Origin of the sequence: Hymenobacter sp. APR13 (assembly GCF_000737515.1) — a bacterium.
Taxonomy (GTDB): domain Bacteria; phylum Bacteroidota; class Bacteroidia; order Cytophagales; family Hymenobacteraceae; genus Hymenobacter.
Map to the genome: position 1 here is coordinate 2,801,064 of NZ_CP006587.1, position 12,931 is coordinate 2,813,994.

Here is a 12,931-nt window from a genome sequence, read left to right on the forward strand (position 1 = left end):
GTTATCTACTCGACTATGCAAGCCGATTCCCGTCGTTTCTTTGGTGCCACCCTGTTGCTGGGGGCCGTGTTCTGCGCGGTGTATCTGCGGGTGGCGTATCCGCCGCTGCCGGAGCCAGAGCGGCAGTGGGGGGCGCCGCGCCTGCTGGTGTCCGACAGCGTGCTGTACGGGTTTGTGCGGGAGCTGCTGGCGCAGTCCAGCTCCGATATGTCGCCCGAAGGCATGGCTGGTGCCGACTTCTATATCAGCCGCGTGCTGTTGGAACATGGCATGTATTCCATGACAACTAAGCGCCTGATTCGGTATGCTGCTCCGGAACGAGGCTGGACACTGCAGGAGCTATGTAGCCGCCGTCTGTTGTCGCCGGCTGACACGGCTTATATGCGGCTCCAAATGAATTATTCCTCAGGGTTTGGGCTCGAACAACGTTTTTTACCCGGCCATCAGGTTGTTTCGGCCGACACAGTTCGGGCAATAGTAAATCGATCAGAAGAGCCATTTATTTTTTTAAGTACGCTGGAACAACGCTACAAAACGCATGACTATTCATACCTGACGTCCCCTCTTTTCTCTCGTGACGGCAAGACCGTAATCGTGGAAATCTCCACTACCTGTGGCGGCCTGTGCGGCAGTGGCGAAACGTGGGTGCTGAAGCGTCGCCAAGGCAAGTGGCGTAAAGTGCGGCTGCTGAATAGCTGGGTGAGTTAGTAATCAGACAGTCATTATGGGCCTCGATACCGTTGAACTTGTCGTTGCTTTTGAGGAGCATTTCCAACTGGCCATCCCGAACCAGGTGGCGGAAACAATCGGCACCGTGGAACAGGCGGCGGCGGCCATCGCCTACCTGAAAGGCCTGCCCGCCGACCCGGCGCGCACGGCAGTGTACTACCAGTTGCTCGCGCGTCTGCTGGCGTGCCTGCCTTCGCGCCATCCGGCCCCCACCGAGGCCACACTGCTTGTGCAGCTGGAGCTGCTGGGCGCCAACAAAGCGCGAACCCAGGAGCTGGCCGCCTGCCTGCAGCTGCAAATGCCCGATTTGCCCCAGGCCGGCTGGCAGCCCCGTCTGCCGGGCTGGTGGCAGCGCCTGTTCGGGACTACGGCAGTGGCACCCACGCCGCCGCCACTTTCGCCCAACTGGGCCCGAAGTACCGTCGCCGACCTCACGGAGTGGCTGCTGGCCCAGAACTACCAGCTGCTGCTGCCACAGCCCACTACGCTCTACGAGGTGCAGCGGGCCGTCGTCGGCCTCACCAGCGACCGGTGCGGCGTGCCGGTGCCCGAAATCTGGCTCACCGACAGCTTCACCAACGACCTGGGCATGGATTGAGGCCGCCCGTGCTAGGGCCGGTGCCTGCTCCACGGCAAGCCTTGCTTACCGCAACTCGTCGAAGGCATACTGCCCGGTGCTCCAGAACTCGTCCAGGGCAATCAGGCGGGGCTTGAAGAACGAAATCAGGGCGGGCCAGTCGTCGCGGCTGAATAGGTTGACGGGCGTCAGCTCGGTGAACACGCGGCTCAGGGGCTGGCCGTTGGCATCGGTGATGTCGGCTTCCCAGCGCCAGGGCTCACCCACGGCCTCCTGCAGCATGGTTTTCAGCTCCCGCAGCTGCTCGAAGAACAGTTCCCGCACCCCGGCGTCCGGGTGCGTCAGCTCGATGGCTATGGTGGCGTGGCGGGCGTCGGCGTGCAGGCGGAAGTGCACGTGCTTGAGGCCGGTTTTGTAGTTGATCCAGTTGGTGGGCACGCCCTCGGCGGAAGGCACGGGCGCCATATACTGGCCGAAAGTGGTCCAGAAAGCCTGGCGGAGCTGAGTTACTTCAGTTTTACTATACATGGGCCACAAAAATAACGCTTCTGATAGGGGAATGATGCCCGGGCCGCGCCGGCGGGGTAGCGGCCAGCCAGGCAGGGCGTCGGCGTCGGCACCTCGCGCGCCGGGCAGGATTCTACGCGCAGGACAGGCGGACAGGCACAGTCGGGCACGCGCCGCGCGGTGGCGATAAGCCCGGTGAGCAGCGCCCGAATTGTCGACCTGACGGCGTAAAACTATTTTGCTGTGTATTTTACTGCCTCATTACGGCTCTCCTCCATGCCCAAAACCTCCGATTCCCTGATTCTGCTTGAATGCCTGGTGGCCGGCACCACCCACCGCCCCGGCCTGCGCGAGTTCGAGCCCCAGCTGAAAGCCGGCCAGCGCCTGGCCCTACAGCGCGAAGCCGACAGCGCCTACGACGACTGGGCCGTGAAAGTGCTGACCGAAGGCGCCGAGCCGTTCTGGCTGGGCTACCTGCCCGAAGGCCACAACGAAACCGTCGCCCGCATGCTTGACGCCGGCTTCCCGCTAACCGGCCGCCTCACCCACAAAGCCTGGGAAGACGAGTGGCTGCACCTGGAAATCGAAGTGCTGATGCCGCGGTAGATGGTTGTTAGGGATTAGGGATTAGGGCCTGGGGAGTAGGGATTGCACGCTGTAGAGACGCAATATTTTGCGTCTCATCGTTGCTGATGTTGACCCTGGTGCCAGTTGCCCAACGACGAGACGCAAAATATTGCGTCTCTACAGCGTGCAGGCCAATTCTTGTTAAGACTGCCTAAGCCCCCAGCCCCAATCCCTAATCCCTAAAGAGAATCGGCCAGGGCAAGCACCTGCTCGCGGGCCTTGTGCAACGCCGGCTCCTGCGGGAACGTGTGCTGCACCCAGCGCGTGAAGCCGCTCACCATCTCGCCCACGGCCTGCCGGCCGCTGGGTTCGGTGGTGGCCGGCGCGGAGGCGGCCACTTCTTCGGGCGTCACGGTGGGGAATACGCTGCCCAGGCCCACTTTTTCCAGCACCTCGCTCACGAACACCATGCCGCACACCTGCATGGCTTGGTAGAGCTGCACTAACTCTGGCATGCTCAGCGCCAATTCTTCGCCGGGCTCCAGCGTGCTCAGGCGCGTTATCATCGGCTCCAGCGCGGCCGGGCGCAGGTCTTCCAAGTCGGCTACGGCGGTCAGGAACGGATGCTCGCCGGCTTCGGGCAGCGAGTGCACCAGCAGCAGGGCCAGCCGCATCATCTGCAACTGCGGCTCCGAGAAGCGCACCGTGGCCGCCGGCGGCGCCGGGGCCGGGTGGGCGGCCAGGTAGTGCGCAAATACTTCCTCCACGCTCAGTCGGTGCAGCCCCAGCGAAGGCGTGGCCGGCAGGTGTTCTTCCAGCAGCGCCAGAAAAGCGCCGCTCAGCTCCAGGCAATAGGTTTTCAGCGCCTGCACCTGCTCGGGTTCAATGGCCATCTGGCGCTGCACATACTGCAGCACGGGCGTGGCCAGGCTGGTATCGAGGGTGAGGCGGCCCAGCAGCAGCAGGTCGTAGAGGGCGCGGGGCTGCTGCTTTAGCGCCTGCAGCAGCTGCTCGTGGCTGGCAATGGCGTTCAGCTCGGCCACGCGCAGGGTGTTGAGGCCGGTGAGGGCCGTCAGCTGCAGCAGCGGCGCATCCTGCGGGCGGCTCAGCAGCTCGGCGCAGGCCATGCCGTGCAGGGAAAGGGAGTGCGCCAGCTGGTCGTAGAAGTCGGCGGGAATGGCGTGCAGCCAGTCGTGGGGGGCAGAAGGCGTGGGCATAGGGCAGCAGCGTGCGGAAGAACGCAAAGGTAGGCAGCACGCCGCGCAGATGCCGGCCGCCCGGCCTCGGGCCGCCGCTAGAGGTGGGGGTTTGCTAGTGGGATTAGTAAATAATAGCGCCGGACTATTTTTTTGCTAAAAAGGGCACAATCTGCCCGGTGCCGGTGTTACCTTGCTGCTATCAACTTTCACTTTCCGCCCTATGCGCGAACCATTTCTCACCGGCGGCGCCGACCACATGGACGCCACCGAAAAAGACATTGACAAGGCGCTGCGGCCGCTTTCCTTCGACGACTTCGCGGGCCAGGATAAGGTGGTCGACAACCTGAAGGTGTTTGTGGCCGCCGCCCGCCGCCGCGGCGACGCCCTCGACCACGTGCTGCTGCACGGCCCTCCCGGCCTCGGCAAAACTACGCTCTCGCACATCATCGCCAACGAGCTGCAGGCTGGCATCAAAATGACCAGCGGCCCGGTGCTCGACAAGCCCTCCGACCTGGCCGGCCTGCTCACCAACCTGGAGCCGCACGACGTGCTGTTCATCGACGAGATTCACCGCCTCAACCCCGTGGTGGAAGAGTACCTGTACTCGGCCATGGAAGACTACCGCATCGACATCATGCTCGATTCGGGCCCGAATGCGCGGTCGGTGCAGATTTCGTTGTCGCCGTTTACGCTGATTGGCGCGACCACCCGCTCGGGCATGCTCACCTCGCCGCTGCGGGCCCGCTTCGGCATCAGCTCCCGCCTCGAATACTACGATTCCAAGCTGCTGACCAGCATTGTGCAGCGCTCGGCCGAAATTCTGGGCACCCCGATTTACGAGGACGCGGCCTACGAAATTGCGCGCCGCTCGCGCGGTACGCCGCGTATCGCCAACAATCTGCTGCGTCGCACCCGCGACTTTGCTCAGGTGAAAGGCGACGGCAGCATCACGATGGACATTGCCCAGTTTGCCCTCAACGCTCTCGACGTAGACGCCCGCGGCCTCGACGACATGGACAAGCGCATCCTGACCACCATCATCGACAAGTTCAAAGGTGGGCCGGTGGGCATCAGCACCATTGCCACGGCTTGCGGCGAGGAAGGCGAAACTATTGAGGAAGTGTACGAGCCGTTCCTGATTCAGGAAGGCTACATCAAGCGCACCAGCCGCGGCCGCGAGGCCACGGAAGCGGCCTACCTGCACCTGGGCCGTGCCATGCCGCAGCACCTGCGCGGCAATACCGGCACCACCGGCGAGCTGTTCTCGTAGCCGAAAAACCTCCTGTCATCCTGAGCGAAGCGAAGGATCTGATTACACCGGAACAAGTAGGTTCTAATGTAATCAGATCCTTCGCTTCGCTCAGGATGACGTATTTTTACGGCTTATCTACCTGTCCTCCGTGCTGCCTACCGCCCATTACACTGCTTTCGTCAAGCGCCGCGCGGCGGAGCTGGGCTTTATGTACTGCGGGATTTCCGAGGCCGGGTTTCTGGAGGAAGAGGCGCCGCGCCTCGAGAGCTGGCTGAACCAGAATATGCACGGCCGGATGGCCTACATGGCCAACCACTTCGATAAGCGCCTCGACCCGCGTCTGCTCGTGGACGGGGCCAAATCGGTGATTTCGCTGCTGCTCAACTACTACCCGCCCGAGGAAACCCAGCAGCCCGACGACACGCTCCAGATCAGCAAATACGCCTACGGCCGCGACTACCACTTCGTCATCAAAGACAGGCTGAAGACGCTGCTGGCCGATATGCAGGAGGAAATCGGCGAAATCGGGGGGCGCTGCTTTGTCGATTCGGCGCCGGTGATGGACAAGGCCTGGGCCAGGAAGAGCGGGCTGGGCTGGGTAGGTAAGAACGCCAACCTGATAAGGCCTGGCACCGGCAGCTTCTTCTTCATTGCCGAGCTGATTGTGGACGTGCCGCTGGACTACGACGGCCCCATCCGGGACTACTGCGGCACCTGCACCAAGTGCGTGGATGCCTGCCCCACGCAGGCCATTACGGAGCCCTACGTGGTGGATGGCAGCAAGTGCATCAGCTACTTTACCATCGAGCTGAAAGACCAGATTCCGCGCGAAGTGGACGGCAAATTCGGCAACTGGGTGTTCGGCTGCGACATCTGCCAGGACGTGTGCCCCTGGAACCGGTTCAGCAAGCCCCACCAGGAGCCCCAGTTCAACCCGCACCCCGGCCTGAAAGACCTCACCCGCGGCGACTGGCAGGAAATCACGCACGAGCTGTTTTCGGAGCTGTTCCGGCAGTCGGCCGTGAAGCGCACCGGCTACGCGGGGCTGCAGCGCAACATCCGCTTCGTAACCGGCGACGAGTAACTGAGGCGCAAAAAACCGGCCCCGGCCACCAGCGCAATGCTGGCAGCCGGGGCCGGTGGGTTTCTGGCAGTCCGGGCGCTTTAGGCGAGGGTAGCCTGCGTGAAAACGCGGTTCAGGATGCGGCGGTAGAGCTTGGAGAATTGCTCGTAGCACCACGCCTTGAGCTGGAGAAGCTCGTCGGGGAGCATAGTGCGCAGGGCTTTGCGCAGCTCTTTCTCGAAGAGAATCTTATCGAAGCTAACTTTTAGCAGGATGGTTTTAGCGTACTCGAGCATTGGGGTAAGGCTTGTTTTCTGGGTGGGGTAGGGGGCGAACAGGACGATTGCAGGAGGACTATACGGAACCGGGAAAAAACAGTCGATTCCGTGCCGGGAGTGTCACGCTATTTTATTGAAAATTACAAAACAAAACCCGTTAGGTTCAAACAGCATTATGGCCAAAACCGCCTATACGTATTGTAAAAGCAGAGTATTCAACAAAAAAGGAACGACTGAGGTCGTTCCTTTCAGGTGGTGTGGCGGGCAGTAGAAGATGCCTGACCTTTAGTAGGTAAACAGTTCCATAATCGTGCTGGCCTGTGCCGTAGAGAGTGGCTCATCAAACGCCTCTGGTACGCCCTGAGTGAGAATGTTGGTGCCGGGGAAACCGATGGGCAATAGTCGGAACGGTACCGGCCGGTAGCCGGGCACCAATTGCTCCAGCGCATTCTCTCCGCTGTATACAATGTCCGTTTTGCCCGCTACCGTAATGGAAGCATCCGCCGGGCTCGGCCAGGGCTTTACCACGGCCGCGCGCTTCTGCCGGATAATGCGGATGCGGGCGGCGTGGCGGGCTTCAGTAGCATGTATTTGCAGGGCAGTCTGCAGGATGAAGTCGTTGCTGATCAGGGATTGCACCTGGCCCTTATAGGCTCGTACGCCGGCATCCTCGAGCAGCTGTGCGAGCCGCAGGAAATCATCGAAGTTGCTGAATACGGAGGCGAAAAAGGCTGGCTGCGTATTGTTGCGGCTGCCCGTGAAATCGTAGTTGGGCTGCGCTGGGACCGTGCCGCCCGAGTTGGTGATGGCGTCGGAGAGCAGCGTGATGTGCTGCTGCTGGTGGCGCTGCATCGTGACGATGGAAGCGCGAATGGTGGCGTCGGCGGGGAAGAAGCCGGCGGGAGCGGCCAGCGCCCGCGCATACAAGGCTTCCTGCAGGCGTTCCAGCTGCAGCGCCAGCGTCAGCGAGTCGAGGATAGTGGTGGTGCCGGCCTGCGTGGGCAAGGCTGCCAAACCCAGCGGCAGCGCGGCCGCCAGCGTTTTGGCGCTGAACCGGCCCAGGCTTTCCAGCGCAGCGCGGCGTGGGGCCGACTGCTCCAGCTGGGTGGAATCGGTGGCGGCCAGTTCGGCCAGAAGCTTCAGAAGATACATAGCAAGCGGTGCCTTAGGTGGTCGGCAGGTTTGCCGTGGAAATGACTACTGGTACGAACGGCTGAATCAGGGCTACAACCTGCGCCGGGGATTTGGCGTCGTCGAGGCCTGTGGTGCCTATGTTATCGGCGAAGGTGCCGGGCTGCAGCACCTCACGGGCCAGAGCTGCGTGCCGGGCTTCCACCGAGACAATCTTGCCCAGGGCGTTTAGGTGCTCAGCCGAGGTCAGGTATTTGGCGGCCCCATTGTAAGCCGCCACCCCAATTTCCTCCAGCTGCCGCGCCGCCGTCCAGACGCCGGTGCGGGTGGTGAGCGTGAAGGTGGAGAAGTCGAAAACCAGCGGTGCGGAAAGCGTATTATCGTAGGCCGACGTTCCCAACGCATACTTCAGGTACTCCCGATGGATCAGCTCATGGTCGCGCAGGTCGGTGAGGTAAGCCAGCTCGCCCGGAAGCAAGTCAGAGGGTGGGGTAGTAACTACTTTATCGTAGAAGGCAGCCTCAATCTGCTCAAGCAGGTAGGCGTAATTGAGCACTGTAATGTTAGGGTCGCTGGCACTGGTAGACGATGACACGAAGTTGCCCAGCGTCAGGGTAGGATTACCCGCAACCGGATCTGGATCGTCGTCTTTGCCGCAGCCAGCCAGAACAAGTGCCGAAACTGCCGCACCGGCCCCGGCTACACGAAAGAAGGAGCGGCGGGCAAGCATCCGCGCCGGAGAAGAAGGAGTGTGCATAAGAAAAGGTTGGGCGGTACCAGAACAGAAAACAGCTCGGTTCCAACTCAACAAAGATAGCCTGTTATGCTGGGATGCTCTAACGCGAAAAATGGTTGCACAAAAAAGGGCGCCCCGTTGTAGGGCGCCCTTTTTTTATGATAGGCTAAGCAGCTTAGAATGTAGCGGCCGAACGGGCAATAGCTACTACCGTCGTGTTGTCAAGACCTTCGTCGAAGGCTTCGCTCACTTCAGCGGCTGTGTAGGTGTTGCCACCTACCGAGGTCAGCGTGAGACCGGCCTGCACCAAGTTGCTCTCTGCTGGGAACGTGGTAGCGGGGTTGCCGGCACCATATACAGCAGCCGGAGCGCCGTTGGCTTCAGCGTTGGTGATCCAGCCCAACTGGTTGATGCCACCGGCAGCAGCGGCGCGGCGCATTACTCGGATGTGCGAAGCGTGACGAGCTTCTACCGAGTGAATCTGCAGCGCGGTCTGCAGGTAGTTGTTGGGGTTACCGGCTGCTTTGATTTTGGTAGCCTGGCCTTTGTAGGCGCGTACACCGGTGTCTTCGAAGGCCTGAGCGAACGTCAGGAACGAGGCGTAGGTAGCGAAGGCAGCACCGAAGTTGAAGCTGGCCGGACGTGGGTTGGCATTAGAACCAAGAGCGGTCTTCAGCAGCGTTACGTGGGCCGTTTCGTGGTTCTTGATGGTCTGGATGGCGTTGCGGGCAGCGCTACCGTTGGTGAGCGTAGCAGCCAGAGTTGGTGCTGCCAAAGCCTGCACATAGAAGTCTTCTTCCAGGTACTCGAGCAGCAGCGCGAAGTTGAACACGTCATTGACAGAGTTCAGCGTCTGCTGGCCCATGGCCTTGTTGAAGGCCGAGCCGATGGCGATAGGCGCCGCAGCCAGCGCAAATTTCTTGCTGATGTCGCCGAGCAAGGTAAGGGCGCTGCGGCGATGGGTGAGGCGATCCACAATTTCAGGATCTACCTTCTCTATCTCGGAAATGATTTGAAACAGGTTCATACGGTTCGAAAGTCAGAAGTAAGGGAGAGAAGGTTATTTGCCGACGTTGTCGCCGTTGAGCTTTTCCTTGATGAAAGGCTGTGCGGCGGCCAGTACCTGGGCCACAGTCATGGCACCATCGAGGCCGTTGGCGTCTACGGCCGTGCTGTCAGCAAACGTGCCGTTGCTGATCATGTCGCGGATAGCGGCTGCGTGGCGAGCTTCTACCGAAACAATTTTGCCAGCCAGCAGCAGGTAGTCGTCGGACTTGATGAGGGAGCCGGCACCGTTGTAGGCAGCTACACCCAGGTCTTCGAACGTTTTAGCCGTGCTCAGAACCGACGTGCGGTCAGAGAAAGTAACCTTGCTGAAGTCAGGGGTCAGGGCTGGGATTACGCTGGCTGCTGGAATGGCCGCTTTCAGGAAGTCACGGTGAATGGCTTCATGCTTGGCAATGGCCGTCAAAGCTGTGCGCTCATCGGCCGTGACGCCGGTGTAGAAATTAGCTACTACTTGGGCATAGAAAGCGGCTTCCAACTGCTCCAGCGCATAAGCGTAGTTCAGTACACCCACGTCGCCCGAACCCAGGCTTACCGTGCCAGCGGGGGTGGTAGAGTTGTCATCATCATCGTCGCAGCCCGAAAGCAGCAGGGCGGTAGCACCAGCAGTGGCACCAGCATACATGAAGAACGAACGGCGCTGAATCGGAACGTGAAGCGGCTTAGTGAAATCAGCCTCTTCGCCACCTTTTTTGAGGTTGTTGGACATGGGGGTAGAAGATTTAGTAAGGAAAGGTTTCGGCAATAGAATACCTGCCAGCCTGCAAAGCCGCTTTTTACTAAAAGAGGAAATAAAGGAGGGGTGGGTATTTGACAGCACTTACGGGGGCTCTCGGAGCAGGGATTGTCTGAAGCCATAATTTTGTACCTAATGGATGAAGGCTAGTACAGAAAAAATACAGGAATAGGCTGATAGCCAGCTGTGAAAAGGGAGAGAATCAGCTCATTAGCACGATGCAGCCTTTTTGGCGTAATTTTGAAGCTCATGCTACTCCTATGATGCGGTTTCTGGGCTGGATGCTCTTGGTATTGTGTGTTGTTGCCGGACCGCGGAGCCAAGCTCAACAGCCTGTACGCCCGCCCGCTACCACGTCAGCAACCCGGGTGGAGCTGGAGCTGGGCCGCGCCACTTTTCCGGTGACGGAATACTTCACCATCAGCTTTAGGCTGAGTGGAGCGCCGCTGGAGCGGTATTCGGCCTTCCCCGACCTAGAGGGTTTCAAGAAAAGCGGCAAGTCCAGCACCACCACCACGCGCATTGTGGAGGGCCGCACCACCACCGAGCTGACCATCACGCAGCGCTACGCCGCCTACGCCGAGGGCGAGTACACCATCAGGCCGTTTTCGATGACTGTGAACGGGCAGGTGGCGCGTTCGGCCGGCGCCACGCTCACGGTGGGCCCAGCCCCAACGGCCGCCACGGCCCCGCCACCCGCCGGCAGCGCGCCGCAGGGCATCGGCTTAATGGATCTGCTGTTTGGCAAGCCCAAGCCGCAGGAGTACGTGGAGCCCAAAGACAACGCCTTTCTGGCCCTGGTGCCCGACAAAACCAGCGTCTACGTAGGCGAGGGCGTGCACGTGGGGCTGTACTTCTACCTCACGCCTTCTGACCAGGGGCTGCTGGATTTCTACAACTTTCCGGGACAGCTGCCGGGCATTCTGCGCCAGCTCCGGCAGCGCACGGCCTGGGAGGAGTCGTTCAACGAGCAGGAGATTGTGCCGGAGCCGGTGACGATGGGCGGCAAGCCGTTTCTGCGCTATCGGCTCTACGAAGCCGAGTATTATCCGCTGAACAGCGAGCCGCTGATTTTTGGAGAAGTAGCGCTGCAGATGGTGAAGTACCGCCTGGCCAAAAAGCCGGCTGAGGGCCTCGATAACCGGATGGAAGGCTACAAAACCTACCGCACCGCCGCCCGCACCATTGCCGTGAAGCCGCTGCCGCCGCACCCGCTGCGCGACCAGGTGGCGGTGGGCAGCTACCAACTGCGCGAGGCCATCGACCGGACTGCGTTCCGGACCGGGCAGGCCTTCACCTACACGTTTGGGGTGGAAGGCGAAGGCAACCTGGCCGCCCTCAATGCGCCGGTGGTGCAGCCCCGGACCGGCCTGGAAGTGTACGGCCCCGACGTGCAGCAGGAGCTGACCCGGCAGGCCGGTCGGGTAGGGGGGCGCAAGGTGTTCCGCTACCGGCTGGTGGCGCGCCAGCCGGGTGTGCTGCCGCTGGACAGCCTGCTGCAGCTGGTGTATTTCGACCCCGAAACCGGCCGCTACGATACGCTGCAGCCGGAGCTGCGGCCCACCGTGCGCGGCGCAGTCCGAACTGAGCTGCCCTTCCGCGCCCGCACCGACGACCCATATTACCAGGCCGTGCTCTTCGAGGCAAGCAACCGCCTGCAGCCGCTGGACGCCTACCGCGACGTGCGCCGCTACGCCACCTACATCCTGGCCGGGTTGCTGGTGGTGGCCAGCTGGGGCTGGTGGCAGGCTAAGAGGTGATGAGGTGATGAAGTGACAGGTGACAGGTGGTATGAGGTGAAAGTTGATTCTGAACCTTTGGAACTTCTTGTCACGCCAGAAATCCTGTCAACCTTTCTGTTCATGCGTGCTGACGTACTGTGCGGGCTCAGCATGACAGCTACCTTTGTCACCTGTCACCTGTCACCCCATCACCCCATCACCTCATCACGATTCACCTCATCACCCCAAACCATATGAATTCTTTCGGCTCACTGTTTCGCATTACCACGTTTGGAGAATCGCACGGGCCGGGCATTGGGGTGGTGATTGATGGCTGTCCGGCCGGGCTGGCGGTGGCTACCGACGACATTCAGGCGGCGCTGGACCGGCGCCGCCCCGGCCAGAGCGACCTGACCACCCCGCGCCAGGAAGCCGACCGGGTGGAAGTGCAGTCGGGCATTTTCCAGGGGCAGACCACGGGCACGCCTATCAGCCTCTACATCCGCAACCAGGACCAGGCCAGCCACGATTACTCGCACATCGAGCACGCCTACCGCCCTTCGCACGCCGACTACACCTACGACCAGAAGTACGGCCGGCGCGACTACCGCGGTGGCGGCCGCAGCTCGGCCCGCGAAACGGCCGCCCGCGTGGCCGCCGGGGCCGTGGCGCAGCAGTTTCTGAATCAGCACGGCATTCGGGTGCAGAGCTACGTGTCGCAGGTGGGGGCGGTGGCCGTGCCGGTGGGCTACGAGCAGCTGGACCTGAGCCTCATCGACTCCAACCCGGTGCGCTGCCCACACCCCGAAACCGCCGAGCGCATGACCGAGCTGATCCGCCAGACCCGCGACCGGCACGACACGGTAGGCGGCCTCGTGACGGGCGTGCTGACGGGCGTGCCGGCCGGCCTCGGCGAGCCGGTGTTCGACAAGCTGCATTCCGAGCTGGGCCGTGCTATGCTGGGCATCAACGCCGTAAAGGGCTTCGAGTACGGCTCCGGCTTTGCCGGCACGCTGCTGTTCGGCTCCGAGCACAACGACCCGTTCTACACCGACGAAACCGGCCAGGTGCGGACCCGCACCAACCATTCGGGCGGAATTCAGGGCGGCATCTCCAACGGGCAGGATATCTACTTCCGCGTAGCCTTCAAGCCCGTGGCCACCATTCTGCAGCCCCAGGCCACCATCAACGACCAGGGCGAGGCCATCAGCCTGGCCGGCCGCGGCCGCCACGACCCCTGCGTGCTGCCCCGCGCCGTGCCCATCGTGGATGCCATGTCCAGCCTCGTGCTGGCCGATATGCTGCTGCGCGCCCGCGCCAACCGGGTGTAGGTAACAGCTGTTATACTCAACGATATTTAAGGGCCCGGT

14 protein-coding genes are annotated in these 12,931 nt (G+C 61.6%); 7 read left to right on the forward strand and 7 right to left on the reverse strand.

The window, feature by feature from the left end; translation table 11 throughout:
- Positions 1-15 precede the first annotated feature (15 nt).
- The gene (locus N008_RS11780) at positions 16-708 is read left to right on the forward strand and encodes a hypothetical protein (RefSeq protein WP_044016200.1); all 693 of its coding nucleotides are present in this window, start codon (positions 16-18) and stop codon (positions 706-708) included.
- Positions 709-724: 16 nt separating this feature from the next.
- Positions 725-1,327 (forward strand): hypothetical protein, encoded by a 603-nt coding sequence (locus N008_RS11785; protein ID WP_044016202.1) that lies wholly within the window; start codon positions 725-727, stop codon positions 1,325-1,327.
- A gap of 45 nt (positions 1,328-1,372) precedes the next feature.
- Here the strand turns inward: N008_RS11785 and N008_RS11790 are convergent, their stop codons facing one another.
- Positions 1,373-1,834 carry a DUF4268 domain-containing protein gene (locus N008_RS11790; RefSeq protein WP_052381468.1) on the reverse strand — a complete coding sequence of 154 codons (462 nt, stop codon included), beginning with the start codon at positions 1,832-1,834 and terminating at the stop codon, positions 1,373-1,375.
- A gap of 255 nt (positions 1,835-2,089) precedes the next feature.
- Here N008_RS11790 and N008_RS11795 point away from each other — a divergent pair, with 255 nt between their 5' ends.
- Positions 2,090-2,419, forward strand: a complete 330-nt coding sequence (locus N008_RS11795; protein WP_044016206.1) for an HIRAN domain-containing protein — start codon at positions 2,090-2,092, stop codon at positions 2,417-2,419.
- A 200-nt stretch (positions 2,420-2,619) separates the two neighbouring features.
- Here the strand turns inward: N008_RS11795 and N008_RS11800 are convergent, their stop codons facing one another.
- A complete protein-coding gene (locus N008_RS11800) occupies positions 2,620-3,597 on the reverse strand; it encodes a hypothetical protein (RefSeq protein WP_044016208.1) in 978 nt (325 codons plus the stop codon).
- A 202-nt stretch (positions 3,598-3,799) separates the two neighbouring features.
- Between N008_RS11800 and ruvB the strand changes: the two genes are divergently transcribed.
- Positions 3,800-4,849, forward strand: a complete 1,050-nt coding sequence (ruvB, locus tag N008_RS11805; RefSeq protein ID WP_044016210.1) for a Holliday junction branch migration DNA helicase RuvB — start codon at positions 3,800-3,802, stop codon at positions 4,847-4,849.
- 130 nt (positions 4,850-4,979) lie between these two features.
- The gene (queG, locus tag N008_RS11810; protein ID WP_044016213.1) at positions 4,980-5,915 is read left to right on the forward strand and encodes a tRNA epoxyqueuosine(34) reductase QueG; all 936 of its coding nucleotides are present in this window, start codon (positions 4,980-4,982) and stop codon (positions 5,913-5,915) included.
- Positions 5,916-5,995: 80 nt separating this feature from the next.
- Here queG and N008_RS11815 read toward each other — a convergent pair whose 3' ends face one another.
- The 5 genes from N008_RS11815 to N008_RS11835 form a co-directional block, all read right to left on the reverse strand.
- Complete coding sequence (locus N008_RS11815) at positions 5,996-6,190, reverse strand: hypothetical protein (RefSeq protein ID WP_044016216.1); 195 nt, start codon at positions 6,188-6,190, stop codon at positions 5,996-5,998.
- Between the two features lie 267 nt (positions 6,191-6,457).
- A complete protein-coding gene (locus N008_RS21630; RefSeq protein ID WP_052381469.1) occupies positions 6,458-7,324 on the reverse strand; it encodes a ferritin-like domain-containing protein in 867 nt (288 codons plus the stop codon).
- A gap of 13 nt (positions 7,325-7,337) precedes the next feature.
- Complete coding sequence (locus N008_RS11825; protein WP_044016218.1) at positions 7,338-8,060, reverse strand: ferritin-like domain-containing protein; 723 nt, start codon at positions 8,058-8,060, stop codon at positions 7,338-7,340.
- A 154-nt stretch (positions 8,061-8,214) separates the two neighbouring features.
- Positions 8,215-9,066, reverse strand: coding sequence for a ferritin-like domain-containing protein (locus tag N008_RS11830; RefSeq protein ID WP_044016220.1), 852 nt, complete (start codon positions 9,064-9,066; stop codon positions 8,215-8,217).
- A gap of 33 nt (positions 9,067-9,099) precedes the next feature.
- Positions 9,100-9,813 carry a ferritin-like domain-containing protein gene (locus N008_RS11835; protein ID WP_044016222.1) on the reverse strand — a complete coding sequence of 238 codons (714 nt, stop codon included), beginning with the start codon at positions 9,811-9,813 and terminating at the stop codon, positions 9,100-9,102.
- A gap of 395 nt (positions 9,814-10,208) precedes the next feature.
- On the opposite strand from N008_RS11835, the gene N008_RS11840 reads away from it, so the two are divergent.
- Together N008_RS11840 and aroC are read left to right on the forward strand one after the other, a co-directional pair.
- Positions 10,209-11,600: a BatD family protein gene (locus N008_RS11840; RefSeq protein WP_052381471.1), complete on the forward strand. Its 1,392-nt coding sequence runs from the start codon at positions 10,209-10,211 to the stop codon at positions 11,598-11,600.
- 215 nt (positions 11,601-11,815) lie between these two features.
- The gene (gene aroC / locus N008_RS11845; RefSeq protein WP_044016224.1) at positions 11,816-12,892 is read left to right on the forward strand and encodes a chorismate synthase; all 1,077 of its coding nucleotides are present in this window, start codon (positions 11,816-11,818) and stop codon (positions 12,890-12,892) included.
- Positions 12,893-12,931: the final 39 nt, after the last annotated feature.

Excerpts from the sequence above, each read along its gene's own strand:
- N008_RS11780 (WP_044016200.1), top strand. The coding sequence starts at position 16 with ATGCAAGCCGATTCCCGTCGTTTCTTTGGTGCCACCCTGTTGCTGGGG.
- N008_RS11785 (WP_044016202.1), top strand. The coding sequence starts at position 725 with ATGGGCCTCGATACCGTTGAACTTGTCGTTGCTTTTGAGGAGCATTTC.
- N008_RS11790 (WP_052381468.1), bottom strand. The coding sequence starts at position 1,834 with ATGTATAGTAAAACTGAAGTAACTCAGCTCCGCCAGGCTTTCTGGACC.
- N008_RS11795 (WP_044016206.1), top strand. The coding sequence starts at position 2,090 with ATGCCCAAAACCTCCGATTCCCTGATTCTGCTTGAATGCCTGGTGGCC.
- N008_RS11800 (WP_044016208.1), bottom strand. The coding sequence starts at position 3,597 with ATGCCCACGCCTTCTGCCCCCCACGACTGGCTGCACGCCATTCCCGCC.
- ruvB (WP_044016210.1), top strand. The coding sequence starts at position 3,800 with ATGCGCGAACCATTTCTCACCGGCGGCGCCGACCACATGGACGCCACC.
- N008_RS11815 (WP_044016216.1), bottom strand. The coding sequence starts at position 6,190 with ATGCTCGAGTACGCTAAAACCATCCTGCTAAAAGTTAGCTTCGATAAG.
- N008_RS21630 (WP_052381469.1), bottom strand. The coding sequence starts at position 7,324 with ATGTATCTTCTGAAGCTTCTGGCCGAACTGGCCGCCACCGATTCCACC.
- N008_RS11825 (WP_044016218.1), bottom strand. The coding sequence starts at position 8,060 with ATGCACACTCCTTCTTCTCCGGCGCGGATGCTTGCCCGCCGCTCCTTC.
- N008_RS11830 (WP_044016220.1), bottom strand. The coding sequence starts at position 9,066 with ATGAACCTGTTTCAAATCATTTCCGAGATAGAGAAGGTAGATCCTGAA.
- N008_RS11835 (WP_044016222.1), bottom strand. The coding sequence starts at position 9,813 with ATGTCCAACAACCTCAAAAAAGGTGGCGAAGAGGCTGATTTCACTAAG.
- aroC (WP_044016224.1), top strand. The coding sequence starts at position 11,816 with ATGAATTCTTTCGGCTCACTGTTTCGCATTACCACGTTTGGAGAATCG.